This is a genomic window from Candidatus Skiveiella danica, assembly GCF_022705245.1.
GTDB lineage: Bacteria > Pseudomonadota > Gammaproteobacteria > Burkholderiales > Burkholderiaceae_C > Skiveiella > Skiveiella danica.
In genome coordinates this window covers 73060-93306 of sequence record NZ_JAKJEW010000015.1, presented here as the reverse complement: position 1 = coordinate 93306, position 20247 = coordinate 73060, and the positions used below count along the sequence as shown (strand labels likewise).

Annotated in this window: 14 protein-coding genes and 1 tRNA gene; 3 read left to right on the top strand and 12 right to left on the bottom strand. The window is 63.8% G+C overall.

Annotated features, from left to right (window positions below):
• Window positions 1-38: 38 nt before the first annotated feature.
• Window positions 39-114: transfer RNA gene (locus ACMUOY_RS10510), tRNA-Lys, on the top strand.
• A 439-nt stretch (window positions 115-553) separates the two neighbouring features.
• Here the strand turns inward: ACMUOY_RS10510 and ACMUOY_RS10505 are convergent.
• From ACMUOY_RS10505 to dapC, 12 genes are all read right to left on the bottom strand, one after another.
• Window positions 554-1549, bottom strand: coding sequence for a hypothetical protein (locus ACMUOY_RS10505; protein ID WP_413892669.1), 996 nt, complete (start codon window positions 1547-1549; stop codon window positions 554-556).
• A gap of 255 nt (window positions 1550-1804) precedes the next feature.
• Window positions 1805-2317 (bottom strand): hypothetical protein, encoded by a 513-nt coding sequence (locus ACMUOY_RS10500; RefSeq protein ID WP_413892668.1) that lies wholly within the window; start codon window positions 2315-2317, stop codon window positions 1805-1807.
• Between the two features lie 132 nt (window positions 2318-2449).
• Window positions 2450-4969 (bottom strand): DUF3987 domain-containing protein, encoded by a 2520-nt coding sequence (locus ACMUOY_RS10495; protein ID WP_413892667.1) that lies wholly within the window; start codon window positions 4967-4969, stop codon window positions 2450-2452.
• Window positions 4970-5380: 411 nt separating this feature from the next.
• Window positions 5381-6709, bottom strand: coding sequence for a tyrosine-type recombinase/integrase (locus ACMUOY_RS10490; protein ID WP_413892666.1), 1329 nt, complete (start codon window positions 6707-6709; stop codon window positions 5381-5383).
• 332 nt (window positions 6710-7041) lie between these two features.
• A complete protein-coding gene (locus tag ACMUOY_RS10485; RefSeq protein WP_413892665.1) occupies window positions 7042-7542 on the bottom strand; it encodes a hypothetical protein in 501 nt (166 codons plus the stop codon).
• A 12-nt stretch (window positions 7543-7554) separates the two neighbouring features.
• Entirely contained in the window at window positions 7555-7809 is a 255-nt protein-coding gene (locus ACMUOY_RS10480) for a GlsB/YeaQ/YmgE family stress response membrane protein (protein WP_413892664.1), read from the bottom strand.
• An 82-nt stretch (window positions 7810-7891) separates the two neighbouring features.
• Complete coding sequence (locus ACMUOY_RS10475; RefSeq protein ID WP_413892663.1) at window positions 7892-9919, bottom strand: ABC-F family ATP-binding cassette domain-containing protein; 2028 nt, start codon at window positions 9917-9919, stop codon at window positions 7892-7894.
• Window positions 9916-10854 carry a 50S ribosomal protein L3 N(5)-glutamine methyltransferase gene (prmB, locus tag ACMUOY_RS10470; RefSeq protein ID WP_413892662.1) on the bottom strand — a complete coding sequence of 313 codons (939 nt, stop codon included), beginning with the start codon at window positions 10852-10854 and terminating at the stop codon, window positions 9916-9918. The genes ACMUOY_RS10475 and prmB overlap by 4 nt, the downstream gene beginning before the upstream one ends.
• Window positions 10851-12026 carry a succinyl-diaminopimelate desuccinylase gene (gene dapE / locus ACMUOY_RS10465; protein ID WP_413892661.1) on the bottom strand — a complete coding sequence of 392 codons (1176 nt, stop codon included), beginning with the start codon at window positions 12024-12026 and terminating at the stop codon, window positions 10851-10853. The genes prmB and dapE overlap by 4 nt, the downstream gene beginning before the upstream one ends.
• Window positions 12027-12059: 33 nt before the next feature.
• On the bottom strand, window positions 12060-13229 hold the full coding sequence (locus ACMUOY_RS10460; protein ID WP_413892660.1) for a PilT/PilU family type 4a pilus ATPase: 1170 nt from the start codon (window positions 13227-13229) through the stop codon (window positions 12060-12062).
• Between the two features lie 126 nt (window positions 13230-13355).
• Window positions 13356-14180 carry a 2,3,4,5-tetrahydropyridine-2,6-dicarboxylate N-succinyltransferase gene (gene dapD / locus ACMUOY_RS10455; RefSeq protein WP_413892659.1) on the bottom strand — a complete coding sequence of 275 codons (825 nt, stop codon included), beginning with the start codon at window positions 14178-14180 and terminating at the stop codon, window positions 13356-13358.
• A gap of 18 nt (window positions 14181-14198) precedes the next feature.
• Window positions 14199-15404, bottom strand: a complete 1206-nt coding sequence (dapC, locus tag ACMUOY_RS10450; protein WP_413892658.1) for a succinyldiaminopimelate transaminase — start codon at window positions 15402-15404, stop codon at window positions 14199-14201.
• Between the two features lie 253 nt (window positions 15405-15657).
• On the opposite strand from dapC, the gene smc reads away from it, so the two are divergent.
• Together smc and ACMUOY_RS10440 are read left to right on the top strand one after the other, a co-directional pair.
• Window positions 15658-19173: a chromosome segregation protein SMC gene (smc, locus tag ACMUOY_RS10445; protein WP_413892657.1), complete on the top strand. Its 3516-nt coding sequence runs from the start codon at window positions 15658-15660 to the stop codon at window positions 19171-19173.
• Between the two features lie 27 nt (window positions 19174-19200).
• On the top strand, window positions 19201-20238 hold the full coding sequence (locus tag ACMUOY_RS10440; protein ID WP_413892656.1) for a cell division protein FtsZ: 1038 nt from the start codon (window positions 19201-19203) through the stop codon (window positions 20236-20238).
• Window positions 20239-20247 lie beyond the last annotated feature (9 nt).

The following is a 20247-nucleotide window of genomic DNA, read 5'->3' as shown; positions in this document are numbered from 1 at the left end:
GCTGAACCGAAGGTGGAAATTCCGCTAGGAGGCTCACAGGGACGTTAGCTCAGTTGGTAGAGCAGCGGACTTTTAATCCGTTTGTCGTGGGTTCGACCCCCGCACGTCCCACCAAGTACAGTAAGGAAAGCCTGCTACAAGATATGTAGCAGGCTTTTTTGTTTGCGGCGCGATGTAAGGGCGGATGTAAGACGATTTCTGCCATCTGGCGCGTTCACGCCGATCCAGGGGGCGCACTCGGCCCCCATCCAGCAGCCTGACCACTCTGGAGCGATCCAGGGGTGTGATGGCACCCCAAGCCCCATCATCAACAGCCAGCGCCCCAAGGGCCTTCACGGCCTGTTACCGTGGCTTGTCGATGCTGTCCAGTGTGTGCCGGTCATGCTGGAAAGAAAAACCCGACCCCCACCCCCTACCGGGGGGTACCGGTCAAAGCCAATCGTTGTTTGGCTTTGGATGGTGTCGGAAACAATTTTTTGAAAATTCCAGATGCTCAGGGGGCATTACACGATTCGTACCGGAGTTTGACTCCGGCCAGCGGCGTGGGATCAAATTATTTGCAGGTGGTACTTATGGAGTTGCCACTCCCTGTGGTTACACAGTTAGATTGAAGCCTGACGCTGCCGTCAAGTCGAACGGTCAAAGGTTGCCGCGCGTTTACGATCTGCATGTAGTTCGAAAAAGCGGCGAGATTGTTCTGGAACTGTTGTTCTGCAATTTGCTGGGCCTGCAACTGTCTTTGCTGATCGGCAATCTGCACCGACTGACGGAATTGCAACTGCGCTTGATAGGCATCCCTGGATATTTCATACCGCTTCTTTGCGAACTCCCCATAGGTCAATTTCTGTTGATATAGGAAAACGATCAAATCACCTATCCTGCCTTGGGCGGAAGTCGCAAAAGCCTTGTCCTGTTGCAGGAATGTGACCCGCATCGGACTGGATCCTGGCGGGATAAATGGGACCGCATTAGCCTTCTTCGCGCATTCGTCACGTATGGTTGCCCATTTGGCAATTACGGCGCGTTCTTCATTCGTCGGGAATGTGTCGTTAACAGCAATCTGAAACGGTGGCGCCGCGTCTGGATTGGTACGTTCGAGCTCAACCTTACCTCGAATCGCGTCCAGCTCGGGTGATTTCAGTTCGTCTCTGCATTGGGAAGACGCAGCCGTCTGTAGGGTTCGAATATCAGGCCCACAGCTAAACGTGATGGTCGACACCTGCATGGAATAGCCAGGGACGCCAGACCTCTGCTCGTCCATGAAAATGAATTCGTCACCCTTGGCAGCGCAAAAAGCCTTGCCCTTTTCGAGAGCTTCCTTTTGCGCTCTGTCGAAGCTGCCATTCACAGAGCCATACTGCGCCGACACGGACCAAACCGATGATCCTTTCTGAACCACCTCGTTCGTGCCGCAAGCTGACAGCATGCCAAAAAATAGGGTTGTGGATGCGATAGCAAGCGCCTTTGTTATCGCGGAGGCAGCGCACAGTTTGGGCAAAGTCTGCGGGTGTGTCAGGTGACCGATGATCCCGTTCTGTTTGCTCGCCATGATTGCCACCCCTGCTGTAAAGAATTTTTTGATTGTGCGCCGGGTGCCACCCTCGCCACTGACCCAGATCAACCTATCCCCCGTCGCGTTCCTTCCTCAACGCCGAGACAGCGCCCACTGTCTTGCCGCTCCCCGGGGTTTTGGCAGTTTTGGCAGTGGGGTACCCTGGGGCATTTCCAGTGGGCGTTCAAGCGACGAACTGGGAAAGCCTCGCGCGCGTGCACGTAGGGAATTTTGTGAATAACATGTGGATAACTATTGGTGATCCAACGAGGACGTAACTTGCGGCGGTGGCTTCCATCCCTTGGGAAGCAGCCACTCGGGGTAGTCGGGCTCCCGGTCCGGCTGGGCAGCGAGCCAACGCTCGACGGTCTTTGATGGTCTCCGGTACGGCGAGGCACTGAACGCGCGCAGTGTTTCAAAGATGCAGCCGTTACCTGTCCAGATCGACCCTTCCTCCATTGCGAGCGATACATCGTCCAAGGCATCTTGGAGCGCGCTCCAATTCAATTCGTGAAGCCCTTTGGGAATGGTCTTGAGCCACTCGACGAAAACGGGCGGCGCTGGGCAGAGCGAGTAGATGCTCGCCTTCCCCCTCTTGGGGGAGTCCTGATCGCGACGGATTGCCCATCGGACGGATACAACATCGCAGCGGTCGGGTTGAGAACTGACTACGTGGCCGGCACCATGGAACCAGGGACCGTTGCCGGTGTAGAAAACGCTTTGCCCCTTGGGAAAGGCCGGCATGTTGCCTTCGAGTTCATTCATGGTTGATCGCCTTTGATTTCTGGAAATGAGGGGGGGGTAGGCACTGCCATAACTGCCAGAACTCCCTGAAACGTCAGAAAGCTGAGTTTTGTCAGTTTTGTCAGTGGGGTACCCCCCCACGTTTTCAAATATTCACGCCTTTGACTTCGGGTTGATGTTGAACACGGCCGACGGTCTGCCTCCGGCTGCGGGCACTATTTCGACCCGCCGCAAGTGGTCAAGATCGCAGAGCATTTCCACTGCCGCCTCAACGCCTTCCCGATCCAGTAATGACCACTGGTTTCGATACACATCCCGTGCTGAGAACCCATCGGCAATTGCACCAGTCCTGATCTTTGCCAGCAGGGCACGGGCATGAGTTGCCCCTGGGTTCGTGCTGCTGGCAAAGACCCGTTCAGCGTGACCGCGAAGGTAGGCAGCCCATGCAATCGCCTGGTGCAGATACTGCACAGGGATGGCCCCCCCCACGTGGTCAGCCACCGCGAAGATCAACGCCAGCGATGGAACAAGGCTTGCGTACTTGGACAGGTGCGAGGTCATCACCGGGGGCAGCGTGTCACTGCGGCAAAGCCGTTCCAGAGCTTCGAGCCACTCGCGGTAGACCGCTTGTGCCTCACCATCGAAATGGCGCACATCCTGCCCACTGCTGGCGCTGGTGGTGCCGGACAGGTCAGGGAACAGGGTTGCACCCGCCAACCGGTCGAACACCCCCTGGTAAGCCGCCTTCGCGGTGTAGTTGGGCGTCCGGTCGGTGTAGCGGTAGTCGGCGTCCAGATCGGGCCAGGTCATCAACTGGAAACGATTCAGAAAGCCACTGTCCACAGCACCACCAGCACCCCCGCTGGTCAGGTACTCATCAAGGCGCCCCGGCTGAATGCCACCCAGCACAGCAATGCAGCAGAACTCGACGAACCGTTGACCCCTACCGATCCGGTCGAACGTGAATCCACCATTGCCGTTCCATGCAGTCAGCAGAAAGCTGTGCAGTTCCTCGTTGCCCGGCTTGTCTGCCATCTTGAGAAGTCCATACAACTCGTCAGCGAAGGCAAGCACACCGTTCGGGTTCGAGATCATCACCTCGCCCAGCGCCTCAAGCGTGAAGTTGTTCACCACATAACGTTTGGCGACCGGCTCGACCGGCTCGGGTATCAGGTCGGGTGCCTTGGCCTCGGGGTCTTTCTTGAGCGCCTGCAACCCCTTTGACTTGATCGCGCTGTTCATCAGTGCCGTCTGGTCAACCTCCATCTGCCACGCGGCCATCGCCGTGGAATGTTCATGGTTGGCGTCACGTTCCAACTTGTGCAGCGGTGCCATTGCTTCAGCGATTGCAGGCGACTTCTTCCACCCCGGTGGCGCGACAACCATGCCCCAAAGGTTCGGCACCACAGTCCACGGGTCCAGCGCCTTGGGCCTGATCTGTACCCCGAGGCCTATGGTGGCAGATAGAGCCACCACAGCGGCCACAGCGGGCATATCTGGCGGCACTTGCAGGCGCTCGGCAACGTCAGCGATCCAGGGGCGTATCGCCTCGGGCAGTAGTGCCAGGTCGAATGTTGGCACAGGGGGCAGCTTGGGCAGCGGCAGGGGGGCGGGCCAGGGAGTTTCTCCTACCGGCTTGAACATCCCGCTCACATCTGGCGCCGGTGGCATCCACCCGGCATCCAATGCCATCTTGAACAAGGTTGCGATGGTTATGCCGCCCGCCTTGCCAGCGTTGAAGCTGTCCCAGTGCTTGCGTACATCCCACTCGCCCTTGAATTTCGCGCCCCGTGCGCTCCACTCCACCGCAAGCGGATACGCCTCGGGGTGCCCCGTGGATTGCAGCGCCATCAGCACATTGACCCACTCTGGGTAGTCAAAGTCAGCGCCCAGGTGATCCAGTGCCGAGCGCACTTGGTCCCAGTCCACCGGACCACCCGTCTGTTGCGCCTGAGTGGTGTCAACCCGGGGGCGATCATCGACGGGCAGTGTCAGCCCCAAGCGATCCACCATCTGCCCGATGCTGTAGCGCCGCTCGGGGTTCCACTGTGCAAGCCTACACCGTGGCGACGGATACCCATACTTGGCCTTGCCGTTGACGGCCACCGGCAGACGAATCCACCGGGTTGCCCCACCAGTCGCGCCCGCGTCGCACACGCCAGCGGCGATCAGGGCCTTGTTCAACCTGTCAGCCACTTCGCTACTTGCGCTCACTGGCTGATCGAAGATGTAGCCCACCTGAAAGTTGCCCGGCGAGGTTTCGATCATCCATGACGGTGGACAGGTGGCCAGGCGCTCCAGGGGGAACCTGCTGCCCGCGTCGTCGAGCATCACGCAATACACCATGTCGGCCTGCTGCTTCTTAGCGCGGAAGTCGCCACGCGGGTGTCTGCGGAACGTGGCCGGCGCGGTGTACCAGTTCAGCCCCGTGCCGGATGTATCGCAGGGCCACCTCTGTGGCGGCCATATTTCGGAGTCCGTGGGGTCACCCTCGATTCTGCAAACAACTGGGTACGCCGCGCTGAACTCGTCTCCAAAGATGGCGGTCAGGAAGTCGTCATTCGTGACGGCTGCCAGAAGCCATGCGGGTTGTTCCACTCCACTTTCGATAACGGTAAAATTCGCGTGTGTAGTTGGGTTCGGAATGGTCGCTGTCGGGGCGACCATTTCCATTTGTGCGGTACTCATACTGGCACCCCCAGCAGATTGCGAATGTCTGCAACCCGCCAATGCAGGGCACGACACCCTGGCAAGCGAATAGGGCGGATCGGTCCCGACTCAGTAGATGCCCACCGTCGCAGGTATTGCGGGCTCAGGTGCAGGTAATGTGCCGCAGCCACTGTATTCACAGTCGGGCGGGCTTCTTCTTCAAGGGGGACGTGTGCGGCGATTTGTGCCATCGTTGAAACTCCAGAAAACGAAAACAGGAGCAGCCTTTCGGCTGCTGCAATCTGTTTCGTTGCGAAGTTCAACGGCTCTAGACAAGAGCTTTTGGTTTTACGAGGCCATTTTTCATGAATGGGTGGCCGTCCCGCCTTCGACTGACAGTGTATCTGATTCAACGCTATGCGTTGATAATTTCGCTTAAGTGGCGAGCGCCAGCCTGCCCGGTTCAGCCCGTGGGATGAATTGCACCCCGGCCTGTTCCAGAATCCAGGCCTCTATCTTTTCATGGTGAAGCGCCAGCAGTTCCAGCGGCCTGACGGTGTAATGCTTTTCAGCGGTCGCACTGGGCTTGTGACCCATGATTTGTGCCACCACGCCAGCGGGTATTTCCAACCACTCGGTCAGCGACTTGAACGAACGGCGCAGGCCGTGCGGCGTGAGGTCGTCCAGCCCTGCGATTTGACAGGCGCGTGTATGAGGGTTGTTCACCACGGTCAGGCGACCATCGGCGCTTGTGGGGCTTGAGAATACCCATTCGTTGCGCCGGGGCAGTCCTGCCAGCAGGTGCAGCACGTACGGCGTTGCCGGTATCTCTCGGGTTCCCTCCACCTTGTCACGGATGCTGATTCCTTTCCAGCGGGTGTTCACATCGTCCCAGCGCAGTCCCAGCACTTCACCCGGTCGGGCACCCGTCAGCAACATGATTTGCAATGCAGCAGCAATCACCGGGTTCTGTATCTGGCGCACAGCTTCAAACCATGCGGCCAGTTGCCCACGCTGGAGCACGTCCTTCTTCACGGCGGCCTTGCCCAAGGCTTCGCGGCTCTTCTGGGTCTTGGCTGGATTCTTCGCAGGCAGCAGGCCTGCATACTGGGATTGATCCTCACACCAACGCAGAAACACTTTCAGCAACCGCCATGCCAGCCGGGCGGATGTGGGGCGGGTCTTGGCTTCCTTCGCGGCCCATGCCTCGATGGTGGGCGCGTCAAGGTCACGCAAGGGCAGGGGCATCAATGCGGCCAGCGGCCCCGGCTGGGTCAGGTGCTTCTCATAGCCCCTGCGGGTTGACGGTACGCCACCCGGTGCGGCCTTGTCGATGTGATCCTGAAAGTGGCGCGCCCCCCACTTTGGGCGGCGCTCGGTCAGATAGACTGCCCACGCGTCGCCCACGGTCAGGGCGGCGACCTTCTCAGCCTCGATCCGTTCGGCAGCAGCTTTCGCTTGTTCAGCGGCAGCGGCCAAGGCGTCGCGCTTGAGGGTGCGCGGGTCTGTGCCTTGGTCGATCATGCGTTGGAGATGGCGGGCCTTTTCCTGCGCTTGCGGAATGCGCCAGGCGTCCGGCGCACCGATCACCAGGCGGATCGTCTTGCCTTGGAACTCACTCTGGAACACGTAGGACGGCTTCCCGGCAGGCGTGGCCCGCAGCCCCAGCCCCCGCGTGGTCACGTCCCATAGAAACGCCTGAGCCTTGTCAGGAGGGCACTTGAACCCGGATACCCGGCCTGCGGTGAATGCAACTTTTGCCACGTAAGCCCCTTGTTGGTCTTACATCCTGCCAGATGTAAGGGCGGATGTAAGACAATTTAAGAGCTTTTAGTATATTCTAAGCAACACTATGCAACCATGAGAACTCACTGAATCGCCGTAACACATTGTTTTACAAGGATTTATTCAAAAGGATCAACGGCTTGGAGGGTCATCTGGATCGGACTTTTAATCCGTTTGTCGTGGGTTCGACCCCCGCACGTCCCACCAAGTACAGTATGAAAACCCCGCTATCTAATCGATAGCGGGGTTTTTTGTTTCAAGCATGGCGAAAACAATGCGGGAGTTCGCGTGATCCGCACCGGGCACACCCTTCAGGTACTTGGCTGGTTCGGCAACCGCAGGTCGGCCTTCAAGGCGACTCGCACGCAATCCTTCAGGTGTTCTTCCCCGAGATAGCGGATGGCGGTGTAACCGACCAGGGCGGACACCGCCTGACCGGCCAGCGGCACATAGCGCGCGGCCTGTCCGGCAGTGAGGCGCAGGCCGACGGTCTTCGCCGCCTTGAGCACCAGATCGCGTGTGATGAACTTCCCAATCAGCACCGTTCCTACGAGCGCAACAGCCTTTTGCACCCGCTCTCGTTCGTGCGGTGTCAATCGGTCCAACTGGTCGGGCATCAAGCCAAATTCAGCATTGATCTTCGGGATCATCCGGGACAACAGCGCCGCGTCCACGGCCCAGTCAAGCCCGGGTACGGGCACGGCGCCGGCCGCTGCGGCCACCAAAGCCCGGCGATGGAGGATCTTGCGTCCGCGTTGTACGGCTTCTGTCAATGCGGGATGCCCGCGCGCCAAGTCAATCGCAGAAGGCATAGGTGGCGGGAATCAGGTTGACTTGTCTTTGATCAGGCCGTAAACAAACAGCAATACCACTGCTCCGATCACAGAGGCAATGAACCCGGCGGCGTCGCCGCCTTTGTACAGCCCCAATGCGGCTCCGACGTAGTTCGCCACGAAAGAGCCCGCAATGCCAAGCAGCGCTGTCATGATCCAGCCCAGCTTGTCGTCGCCTGGCTTCACCGCGCGGGCAATGAAGCCTACGATCAGCCCGATGAACAAGGTTCCAAGAAGAGACATCATGTGGCTTTGCTTCTCAAAGTGAGTCAGAGCATCACTGTACCCTGATGCAATGCCAGACGTTGCGCGGGGATTTCCATGCGCATCAGGCCGACAGGGTGTGCTCCAGCTGTTCGCTCAAGGCCAGCCATTCCCCTTCCAGCGTGTCCAGTTCGGCACTGGCAGCTTTCAGCTGACGGCCGGCGTCGGCCAAATCGGCGGCAGGCAACGGACCGCACAGGCGCTGTTCCAGATCGGCCTTTGCCAGCGTGAGCTCGGCAATACGGGCTTCGGTCTGTTCCAGCGCACGCTTGAGGGGCCTTGCCTTTTCGGCAAGCTGGGTTCGTTGCGCGGCATCTCGCTTGCGCTGTTCCTGGGCTGACAGGCCGGAGCCAGTGGTCGGCGCTGTGAGTGCGATGGCGGCAGGGGCCGGCCTTGCCGGGGACTTGCGTGCCTCGGCCTCCTCACGCGCGGACTCGCGGGCCTCCTCCCTCTGGCGCCGGGCTTCGTCCAGCAGATAGCGTTGGTAGTCGTCGAGGTCGCCGTCGAAGGGCTCAACCCCTCCGCGCGACACCATCCAGAACTCGTCGCAGACCGCGCGCAGCAGGGCACGATCGTGGCTGACCAGCATCACGGTGCCTTCGAACTCGTTCAGTGCCATGGACAGCGCCTCGCGCGTGGCCAGGTCCAGGTGGTTGGTCGGTTCGTCCAGCAGCAGCAGGTTGGGGCGCTGCCAGACGATCATGCACAACACCAGGCGAGCCTTCTCGCCGCCGCTCATGCTGCCGACGGCCTGCTTGACCGTGTCGCCGCTGAAATTGAACATGCCCAGAAAACTGCGCAGGTCCTGCTCGCGCGTGGCCTGGCCGCTGATCTTGCCTGTGGCGGTCAGGTCCTTGACGAGACGGATCATGTGCTCAAGCGGGTTGTCGGCCGGCCGCAGCACGTCGAGCTCCTGCTGGGCGAAATAGCCGATGTTCAACCCCTTGCCTTCAATCATCTCGCCGCCAAGGGGTGCGAGCGCGCGTGCCACGGTCTTGACCAGGGTGGATTTGCCCTGGCCGTTGGCGCCCAGAATGCCGATGCGTTGGCCGGCCAGCACGGACCGGTTGACATTGCGCACGATGACCGTCGGCGGCGTACCCTCGGGCGCCCCATCCGGCGGGGGGTAACCGAAGTTCACGTCATGCATCGACAGCATCGGGTTGGGCAGGTTGGCGGGCTCTTTGAACTCGAAAGTGAACTCCGCTTCGGCCAGCAAGGGGCCGATCTTCTCCATCCGATCGAGCGCCTTGACCCGGCTCTGCGCTTGCTTGGCCTTGCTGGCCTTGGCCTTGAAGCGGGCGATGAACTTCTGCAGGTGGGCGATCTTTTCCTGCTGCTTGGCAAAGGCGGTCTGCTGCAGCGCCATCTGCTCGGCGCGCAGGTCCTCGAACTTGCTGTAGTTCCCGCCGTAGCGGGTCAGGCGTGCGCCCTCGATATGCACGGTGACCTCGGTCACCGCGTCAAGGAACTCCCGGTCATGGCTGATGACGAGCATCGTGCCCGGGTAGCGCTTGAGCCAGGCTTCCAGCCAGACCAGGGCGTCCAGGTCGAGGTGGTTGGTGGGCTCGTCCAGCAGCAGCAGATCCGACGGGCACATCAGCGCGCGCGCCAGTTGCAGGCGCATGCGCCAGCCGCCCGAGAAGCTGTTCACCGGCTTGTCCAGTTCGCTGGTCTTGAAGCCCAGCCCCAGGATCAGCGCCTGCGCGCGTGCGGCGGCGTCGTGGGCGCCGGCATCGTGCAGCGCGGTATAGGCGTGCGCCATGCGGTCGTAGTCGTCGGTTGCCTCCGCGTCGGTGACTTCCTGCTGGGCGGCGAGCAGGGCGGTATCGCCCTCGACCACAAAATCGGTGGCAGATTGCTCGGTTTCGGGCATGTCCTGCGCCACCTGACCCATGCGCCACTGGGCCGGAATGAAGTATTCGCCGCCATCTTCATGCAGGGAGCCGTTGAAAAGGGCGAACAGCGAGGACTTTCCGGCCCCGTTGCGTCCCACGAGGCCGACCTTCTCGCCCGGGTTGATGGTGACGGACGCGCCGTCGAGCAGCACCTTCGCACCGCGGCGCAGGACGACGTTCTTCAAAGTGATCATGGGGTTTCTATTTGTGCCGGTTGCGCGTTCTGCCATGCATGCAGGGCGTCGCGCGTCAACAGCAAGACCTGGTCGTCGCCCGCGCTGGTATCCAGCCAGACGGCTTCCAGCGCCGGGAATGCGGATTCAAAATGGGTGCGTTCATTGCCGATTTCCAGGACCAGCACGCCCTCCGGTTGGAGGTGTGCAGGGACCTCGCGCAGCAGCTGGCGGACGAAGTCCATGCCGTCTGCGCCCCCCGCAAGCGCCAAAGAGGGCTCGGCCTGGTATTCGGCGGGCAGGGCGGCCATGCTGCCAGCAGTGACATAAGGCGGGTTGCAAAGGATCAGGTCGTAGCGGTCCGGAACCGACGCCAGGCTATCGGACTCGATCAGCCGGATGCGGTCCTGAAGCGCATGGCGGTCCACGTTGATGCGGGCCACGGCCAAGGCGTCGGCCGAGATGTCGGCGGCGTCGACGGTGACGTCGGGGTAGACCATCGCGGCCAGTACCGCCAGGCTCCCGTTGCCGGTGCATAGATCGAGCACGCGCGCCGTGTGGGCGCCCAGCCAGGGGTCGATGCCGCCACCGAGCTCGGGGTGCGCCAGCAATTCGCCGATCAGGCTGCGCGGCACGATGGCACGCTCGTCCACGTAGAAGGGCACGCCCTGCAGCCAGGCCTCATGCGTCAGGTAGGCGGCGGGCTTGCGGGTGTCGATGCGCTCGCGCACCAAGGCGGCCACCTGTTCGCGCTGGGTGCCTTGCACCGGGAGGTCGGCGGCCGACTCCGGCCCGTCCAGCGGGGTGTCCAGGGGAAGTCCCAGCCGCCAGAGCACCAGCCAGGCCGCCTCGTCGAAGGCGTTGGTCGTGCCGTGGCCGTAAGAGACGCCGGCCTCGGTCAACTGGCGGGCGGCGTCGTCGATCAGCTCGATGAGGCGGGTGGCCTCCGCGCTCATGCCGGCAGTCCGGCGTGGAGGTTCTCCAGCACGCGGCGATAGATGTTCTTCAGCGGCTCGATGTCGCTGACCACCACATGTTCGTCGATCATGTGGATGGTGGCGTTGGGCGGGCCCAGCTCAATGACCTGCGGGCAGATTTGCGCAATGAAGCGTCCGTCGCTGGTGCCCCCGGTGGTGGAGAGCTGCGTCTCGATTCCGGTTTCGGCCCGAATGGCCGTCTGCACCGCGGCGACCAGCGTCCCCGGCGTGGTGAGAAAGGGCAGGCCTCCCACCGTCCAGGCCAGTTCAAAGTCGAGCCCGTGGCGTCGCAGCACCTCGGTCAGGCGCTGCTGCAGGCTCTGCGGCGTGGACTCGGTGGAGAAGCGGAAATTGAAGTCGACGACCACATGGCCCGGAATGATGTTGCTCGCACCGGTGCCGCCATGGATGTTGCTGACCTGCCAGGTGGTCGGCGGAAAGAAGGTGTTGCCGCCGTCCCATTCGACGGCAACCAGCTCCGCCAGTGCCGGGGCAAGCAGATGGATCGGGTTGCGGGCGAGGTGCGGGTAGGCGATGTGGCCCTGAACACCCTTGACCGTGAGCTTGCCGCTCATGGTGCCGCGGCGCCCGTTCTTGATCATGTCGCCGGTGCGCTGCACGGACGTGGGCTCGCCGACGATGCAGAAATCGGGCACCTCGCCGCGCTGGCGCAAGGCTTCGCAGACCACCACGGTGCCATCCACCGCGGGTCCTTCTTCATCGCTGGTGAGCAGGAAGGCGATGTTCAGCGGGGTCTCGGGTTGCGCGGCGAGGAATTCCTCGGTGGCCACCACCATCGCGGCCAGCGAGGTCTTCATGTCGCTGGCGCCGCGCCCGAAAAGCCGCCCATCGCGGTGCGTGGGGGTGAACGGGTCACTGTGCCACTGGGTGAGCGGTCCGGTCGGGACGACATCGGTATGACCGGCAAACGCTATGGTCCTGGTAGCGAGGGATGACGGTCTGACGCTGGGCTGATGCCGTTTGGCCCACAAATTCCGGACGCGAAAGTCCTTTGGACCGCTTTCGAACACCTCGCAGGCGAATCCGAGCGGCTGCAGGCGGGCCACGATGAGTTCGATGCAACCCGCATCAAGCGGAGTGACGGACGGCAGCGAGATCAGTTGTTCGGCGAGGCGCAGGGTGGCGGACATGTCGGCAGACGTTGCAGGCAGGTTGGGGCGGGCTCAGGCCGGCGCCTTGTCGGACGCGGTGTGATGGACGTCGAGCGTGATCTCGGTGAAGGAGGCCTCGTTCGACGGACTCTCGGCCTGCTGTTCAGGGGCGGTCTGGCGGGCAAAGTCGTTCTGCAACCGCCACATCAGGTTGGTCGGCGAGTCGGCGTAGGCGAGGCCTTCCTTGCGATCGATCTGGCCTTCCACGATGAGGCGGGCGATGTCCTGTTCGAAGGTCTGGGAGCCTTCCGCCAGGGAGTTGTTCATGGCCTCCTTGACCCCGGAGAAATTGCCCTGTTCGATCAGCTCAGCCGTCAACCGGGTGTTCAGCATCACCTCGACGGCGGGTACCCGCGTGTTGTGGACGGTGCGCAGCAGGCGTTGGGACACGATGGCCTTGAGCGCCGAGCCCAGGTCGCCGAGCAGGGTCGGGCGCACCTCGGCCGGGTAGAAGCTGAGAATCCGGTTCAGCGCCTGGTAACTGTTGTTGGCGTGCAGGGTTGACAGGCACAGGTGCCCCGACTGCGCGTAGGCAATCGCGGCGGACATGGTCTCCCGGTCGCGGATTTCGCCAATCATGATCACGTCCGGCGCCTGGCGCAGCGCATTCTTCAGGCCGATCGCCAGTGTCTCGGTGTCGCTGCCCACCTCGCGCTGGTTGACCACCGACTTGCGGTTGCGAAACACGAATTCCACCGGATCCTCAATGGTCAGGATGTGGCCCATCACGTTCTCGTTGCGGTGGTCCAGCATCGAGGCCAGTGTGGTGGACTTGCCCGCGCCGGTGGCGCCGACCATCAGGATCAGCCCGCGCTTTTCCATGACCAGGTCGGCCAGGACGTTGGGCAGATTCAGCGTGGGCAGCGACGGGATTTCCGATGAGATGTAGCGGATCACCGCCGCGTAGGTGCCGCGCTGGCGCATCGCGCTCAGCCGGAAATTGCCCACGTCGGCCAGCGGGATGGCCATGTTGAGTTCGCCGGTCTCCTTGAGTTCTTCGATCCGGTTCGGGGGTACCACTTCGGCCAGCAGGTTGACCGTGGCCTCGACCGGCAGGATCTGGCTGTTCATCGGGATGTACTGGCCGTTGATCTTGATGATCGCGGGCGCGTGGGCCGACAGGTAGACGTCCGACGCCTTGCGCTCGGCCATGAGCCGCAGTATCCGGTCCATCATGCTCATGATCAGCTCCTTGATTTAACGGCCTGAAAGCAGGCAGCGGCCCGCCGCCGCGCCGGGCCGCCCCAAGCAAGGCGAGCCCCCTCGGGGGGCAGCGCTGTACGCGAAGCGACAAGCGTGGGGGCCATGTCAATCCCGCAGCAGGTCGTTCAGGCTGGTTTTGGCACGGGTCTGGGCGTCCACGCGCTTGACGATGACCGCGCAGTACAGACTGTATTTGCCGTCCGCGCTGGGCAGGTTGCCAGCCACCACCACCGAGCCGGCCGGGATGCGGCCGTAGCTGACCTCGCCGGTGGCGCGGTCGTAGATGCGGGTGCTCTGACCGATGTAGACACCCATCGAGATCACCGAGTTCTCTTCGACGATGACGCCTTCGACGATTTCCGAGCGGGCGCCGATGAAACAGTTGTCTTCGATGATGGTCGGGTTGGCCTGCATCGGCTCCAGCACGCCGCCGATGCCCACGCCACCGGACAGGTGCACGTTCTTGCCGATCTGGGCGCAGGAGCCGACGGCTGCCCAGGTGTCCACCATCGTGCCTTCGTCGACGTAGGCGCCGATGTTCACGTAGGAGGGCATCAGAATCGCGCCCTTGGCGATAAAGCTGCCACGCCGGGCCACGGCCGGGGGCACCACGCGCACGCCTGAGGCGGCCATCTCGTCGGCCGTCATCTGGGCGAAGCGGGTGGGCACCTTGTCATAGAAGCCCAGGTCACCGGCGCGCACCACTTCGTTGTCCTTCAGGCGGAACGACAGCAGCACCGCCTTCTTGATCCACTGGTGCACGGTCCACTGGCCGACGCCGTGGCGGGTGGCGACGCGCAGGGCGCCGCTGTTGAGGCCGGCAAGGACCTCGTCGACGGCCTGCGTCACGTCAGTCGGCGCGGATTTCGGCGACAGGTTGGCGCGGTTCTCCCACGCGTCATCGATGAGGGACTGGAGTTGTTGGGTCATGACGAAAAATCGGGCCTCTCAGCCTCGGGATTGGATGAACTGAACGATGCGCCGGGCGGCCTCCAGGCACTCCGCGGTCTCTGCGACCAGTGCCATGCGGATGCGGCCCTGGCCAGGATTGTGGCCGGCGGCTTCGCGCGCGAGGTAGCTGCCCGGCAGCACGGTGACATTGTATTGAGCCAGCAATTCCCGCGCGAAGGCGGTGTCGTTGCCCTGCCAGGCGGCAGGCACGCCGGCCCAGAGGTAAAAGCTCGCATCGGGCAGGGCCACGTCCATGACGGCCGACAGCAGGGGCGTGACGGCGGCGAACTTTTCGCGGTACATGCGGCGGTTTTCCACCACGTGGGCCTCGTCGTTCCAGGCCGCAATGCTGGCGGCCTGCACCACGGGGCTCATGGCGCTGCCGTGGTAGGTGCGGTAGAGCAGAAAGGGCTTGATGAGCGCCGCATCGCCGGCCACGAAGCCACTGCGCAGGCCGGGCACATTGCTGCGCTTGGACAGGCTGGTGAGGGCGATCAGGTTGCGGAAGTCGGTGCGGCCTAGCTTCATGGCCGCTTCGAGGCCGCCCAGCGGGGGCTCGTCGCGGAAATAGATCTCGCTGTAGCACTCGTCGGAGGCGATCACGAACCCATGGCGATCGCTGAGTTCGAAGAGCTTCTGCCATTCGGCCAGCGGCATGACAGCGCCTGTCGGGTTGCCCGGAGAGCACACGTACAGCAATTGCGTGCGGGCCCAGACGTCGTCGGGCACGCTCTCCCAGTCCACTGCGAAATTGCGCGATGGGTCACTGGGCGCGTAGTACGGTTGCGCGCCCGCAAGGAAGGCCGCGCCTTCGTAGATCTGGTAGAACGGATTGGGGTGCACCACGGTGGCGCCGGCTCGGGCAGGGTCAATCACCGTCTGGGCCAGCGCGAACAGCGCCTCGCGCGAGCCGTTGACCGGCAGAACCTGAGTCGCCGGGTTCAGCTCCAGACCGTAGCGCCGCTGCATCCAGGCCGCGCAGGCTTCGCGAAGGGTCGGCTCGCCGGCCGTGGCGGGGTAGGACGCCAGTCCCGTGCCCAAGGCCGCGGTGAGGGCGCTCTTGATGAATTCGGGCGTGGCGTGCCGGGGCTCTCCAATCCCCAGGCTGATCGCCGGGTAGTCGGGGCTTGGCGTGACCGTGGCGAAAAGCTGGCGCAACCGCTCGAAGGGGTAGGGCTGCAGGCGCGACAGGAGAGGGTTCATGAGGCGTCGATTATCGGTCCTTGCGCCCGCGCGCGCCGCATGGGTGCCCTTGGGCCTGGTTTCATGATGTTTCAAGGTCTATCCCATCGTGGAACGGTCATCATATGCTATCAATACGGTAGCAATCCGGGGCGGGCGCCGGTTTTGGCTTGCGCACGGTATCATTGGCCATGTCCGGCTGCCGTCTTTGCAGCCGTATTTCTTTTGAATTCAACAGCTTGGCCAATAGCTGCTGAACGGTGGGCAAGTCACGGTGCGTCTCAATTCGATCAAGTTATCCGGGTTCAAGTCGTTTGCCGAGCCCACCAATTTCCTGCTGCCCGGCCAGCTGGTCGGGGTGGTGGGGCCCAATGGCTGCGGCAAGTCCAACATCATGGATGCGGTGCGCTGGGTGCTGGGCGAATCCAAGGCGTCGGAGTTGCGTGGCGAGTCCATGCAGGACGTGATTTTCAATGGCACGACCAGCCGCAAGCCGGCCAGCCGCTCCAGCGTCGAACTGGTGTTCGACAACAGCGACCACCGGGCCGGTGGCCAATGGGGCCAGTTCGGCGAGATCGCCGTCAAGCGCGTATTGACCCGCGACGGCACCAGCAGCTACTACATCAACAACCAGCCGGTCCGCCGCCGTGACGTGCAGGACGTGTTCCTCGGCACCGGTCTCGGTCCGCGCGCCTACGCCATCATCGGCCAGGGCACGATCAGCCGCATCATCGAGTCGCGCCCGGAGGAGTTGCGCCTGTTCCTGGAAGAGGCCGCCGGTGTCTCCAAATACAAGGAACGCCGCCGCGAGACCGAGAACCGCCTGTCGGACACGCGGGAGAACCTGACCCGGGTCGAGGACATCCTGCGCGAGCTCAACGCCAATCTGGACAAGCTCGAAAAGCAGGCCGCGGTGGCTCAGCGTTTCAACGCCTTGCAGGCCGACGTCACGCTGAAACAGAACCAGTTGTGGTTCCTGCGCCGCGCCGAGAGCGAGGCGGACCAATTGCGCGTGCGGGCCGAGGCCGACAAGGCGGTCAATGAACTTGAGGGACGTGTGGCGGACCTGCGGCACATCGAGGCCGATCTGGAGACCATTCGGCAGGCGCACTACGCGGCCGGCGACCAGGTGAACCAGGCCCAGGGCAGGCTGTACGAGGCCAGTGCCGAGGTCGGGCGGCTGGAAGCCGAGATCCGCTTTGTGGTCGAAGGCCGCCAGCGCGTCGAGCACCGCCTGGCCCAGCTCAGGGAACAGGCCGCGCAGTGGGCCGCGCGCCGCCAGGACGCCGAGGTCGAAACCACAACGCTGGCCGGGCAGGCGGCACAGGCGCAGGAAAAGGCCGTGATGCTGGCGGCACAGGTCGAGGATCAGGCGCAGGTGTTGCCGGACCTGGAGGAATCCTTGCGTCTGGCGCAGAGCCGCGCCAACGAACAGCGCTCCAGCGTGAGCCAGGTGCAGCAGCAGATCCAGGTCCTGGCGGCCGACCAGCGCAACATTGAGGAGCAATGGCGCCAGTTCACCACCCGCAGCGAGCGCCTCGGCGCGGATCGCAATGCACTGGCCGCGCCGGACGAGCAGCGTCTGCTCAACCTGCAAGGCCAGCTGGCCGCCGCGAACGATGCCGCCGAGACCGCGGACGCGCGGCTGCATGAGCTGCAGGACCAGGTGCCCAAACTTGACGACGAGCGGCGCGGACGGCAGCAGGCGGTCAACGCCGAGAGCAGCCGGCAGGCCGCGCTGTCGGCGCGCCTGGAGGCACTCAAGGCGCTGCAGGAGAAAGTGCGCACCGACGGCAAGCTCAAGCCCTGGCTGGCCAGACACGGGCTGGACGCGTTGCAAGGCCTTTGGAGCCGCATCCACGTCGAGCCCGGCTGGGAGAATGCCCTGGAAGCCGCGCTGCGCGAACGCCTGGGCGCACTCGAAGTCTCGCGCCTGGACATGGTGCGCGCCTTTGCGGCCGATGGACCGCCGGCCAAGCTGGCGTTCTACAGCCCGCCACTGGCGGGTGCACCGGAGCAACCGGCCGCCCTGGCGCGGTTGTCCGACCTGCTGCGCCTCAACGATGCGGGACAGAAGGCGCTGCTGTCGGACTGGTTGCACGGCTGCCATGCAGCGCAGAGCCTGGAGGAAGCCCTGGCCGAGCGCGAGCGGCTGCAGCCCGGCGAGGTCATCTTCGTGCGCAGCGGCCATGCGGTGACGCGACACAGCGTGAGCTTTTATGCGCCAGACAGTGAGCAGGCCGGCCTGCTGGCGAGGGCGCAGGAGATCGAAAATCTTGAGCGTGAGCTACGGGCGCAAGCCCTGATCACGGACGAGTCCCGCGCCGCGCTGGTGCGCGCCGAGGCGGCGTATGCCGATGCCTCGCAGCGCCTGGTTTCGGCCCGGCGCGAGTCCTCCGAGGCCCGCTCGCGCGCCCACGAGCTCCAGGTGGAGACGCTGCGCTTGTCGCAGCTGGCGGAACAGACGCGCGCGCGCGGCGAGCAGATCGCCGCCGACCTGGCTGAAGTCGAGGCCCAGCTCGAAGCCCTGCAGGAGCGCCGTGTCACCGCGGAGGCTCGCTTCGAAGAACTCGACATGCAGCTGGCGGACACCCAGGAGCGCCACGCCCAGCTCGATGAACAGGTGATTGCGGCCGAACGCAAGCTGGCGGCCTGCCGGGAACAGCAGCGCAGCCTGGAACGACAAGCGCAGGAGGCGGCCTATGCCGAGCGCAGCCTGGCCGCGCGCCAGGCCGAACTGGCCCGCGCCATTGACACCGCCGCGCAGCAGGCGGGCAGCCTGGAAAGTGACGAGCAGCGCGCGAAAGAGGAACTCGCGCGCCTCACCGACGCGGCGGCGCAGGCGGGCTTGCAGGATGCACTGGCGCTGAAGCTGGAGCGCGAGGCCCAGCTGGGCGCCCAACGCAGCGCCTACGACGACCTGACCGCCCGGTTGCGCGCCAGCGACGAACGCCGCCTGAAGCTGGAGCGCGAGCTCGATCCGATGCGCCAGCGCATCACCGACCTGCAGCTCAAGGAGCAGGCCGCCCGTCTGGGGCTGGAGCAGTACAACCAGTTGCTCGCCGACGCCGGGGCTGACCTGGAGGCTGTGGCACGGTCGGTGGCCGAAGGCGCTGTGCGGCTGGCGGGCCTGCAGGGCGAGATCGACCGGCTGCACCGTGAGGTCGCAGCGCTGGGCGCAGTCAACCTGGCTGCCCTGGAGGAGCTGACCACGGCGCGCGAGCGCAAGTCCTTCCTGGACGCGCAGAGCGCCGACCTGACCGAGGCCATGAACACGCTGGAGGACGCGATCCGCAAGATCGACGGCGAGACGCGCGAGTTGCTGGCCGGTACTTTCAAGGTCGTCAACGAGCACTTCGGCCGGATGTTCCCCGAGCTGTTCGGCGGGGGCAATGCGCGCCTCGTGATGACCGGCGACGAGATCCTCGATTCCGGCGTGCAGGTGCTGGCGCAACCGCCGGGCAAGAAGAACCAGACCATCCACCTGCTCTCGGGCGGCGAAAAGGCCCTGACCGCGATCGCGCTCGTGTTTGCGATCTTCCAGCTCAATCCGGCACCGTTCTGCCTGCTCGATGAGGTCGACGCGCCGCTGGACGATGCCAACACCGAGCGTTACGCCCGGCTGGTGACCAGCATGAGCCGGGAAACCCAGTTCCTGTTCATCAGCCACAACAAGATCGCCATGGAAATGGCCGAGCAGCTGATTGGCGTGACGATGCAGGAGCAGGGCGTTTCGCGCATCGTGGCCGTGGACATGGAGTCGGCTGTCGGTCTGGCCGCCTTGGAATGAGTCCTTTGAGGAAACGGTGAAACAGCCATGAGCTCACTCCAGATCAGTCTGGCCGTTGCTGGCGGCGTGGTGCTGGCCGCCCTGGTGGCCCACAGCGCCTGGACTTCTCGCCGCAATGCGCCGAAGCAGCCGCAGCCCGGCACACGCGCGCCTGAAGTGGCGGGTGCTCCGGTCGAGGAGGAGCGCAGGGAGCCTGGATTCGACGGGCCCCTGGGCAGTTTGCCGCTGCCGCAGCCCGAGCGCAAACCGGGTCTGGATGCCCTGATCGATGTCATTTCGCCCATCGCACTGGAAGGGCTGGTTTCCGGCGACGCGGCCCTGGCCGCCATGCCTCCCACGCGGCGGGCCGGGAGCAAGCCGTTTGCCATCGAAGGCCTGAACGACGGAACCGGAGTCTGGGAAACGCCGCTGGCTGGCCAGCGCTACCGGGCGTTCCAGGCGGGCGTGCAGCTGGCGAACCGGACCGGGTACCTCAACGAGATCGAATATTCGGAGTTCGTCATGAAGGCGCAGGATTTCGCCGATGCCGTCAATGGGGCGCCCGAGTTCCCAGACATGATCGAGGAGGTCGCGCGGGCCCGTGAGCTCGACCAGTTCGCCAGCGAGCACGATGCGCATCTGGCGTTCACGCTGCGCGCCCGCAATGCGGCGTGGAGCCCGGGCTATCTGCACCAGGCGGCCGGACGACTGGGTTTCGTGGCGGGCGCCATTCCCGGACGGATGGTGTTGCCGGCGAGCGAACCGGGTCTGCCGCCGATTCTGGGGCTGGCCTTCGACCCGCAGGCCACGTTTTCCGACGATCCCGACCAGTCGGCAATCCGCGAAATCCACCTGAGCCTGGATGTGCCGCAGGTCCAGCGGGCCGAGCATCCCTTCGCGCGCCTGCGCGAGGCCGCCAGCGCACTGGCCACGGGCATGGATGGGGTGATCACCGACGACAACGGCCACCTCATCCGTTCCGAATCGCTGGACGCCATCGGCGCCGATCTGGAGCTGCTGTACGACACGCTGGACGGACGCGATCTCTCGGCCGGATCCCCGCAGGCGCGCCGGCTGTTTTCGTGATGGCACCCT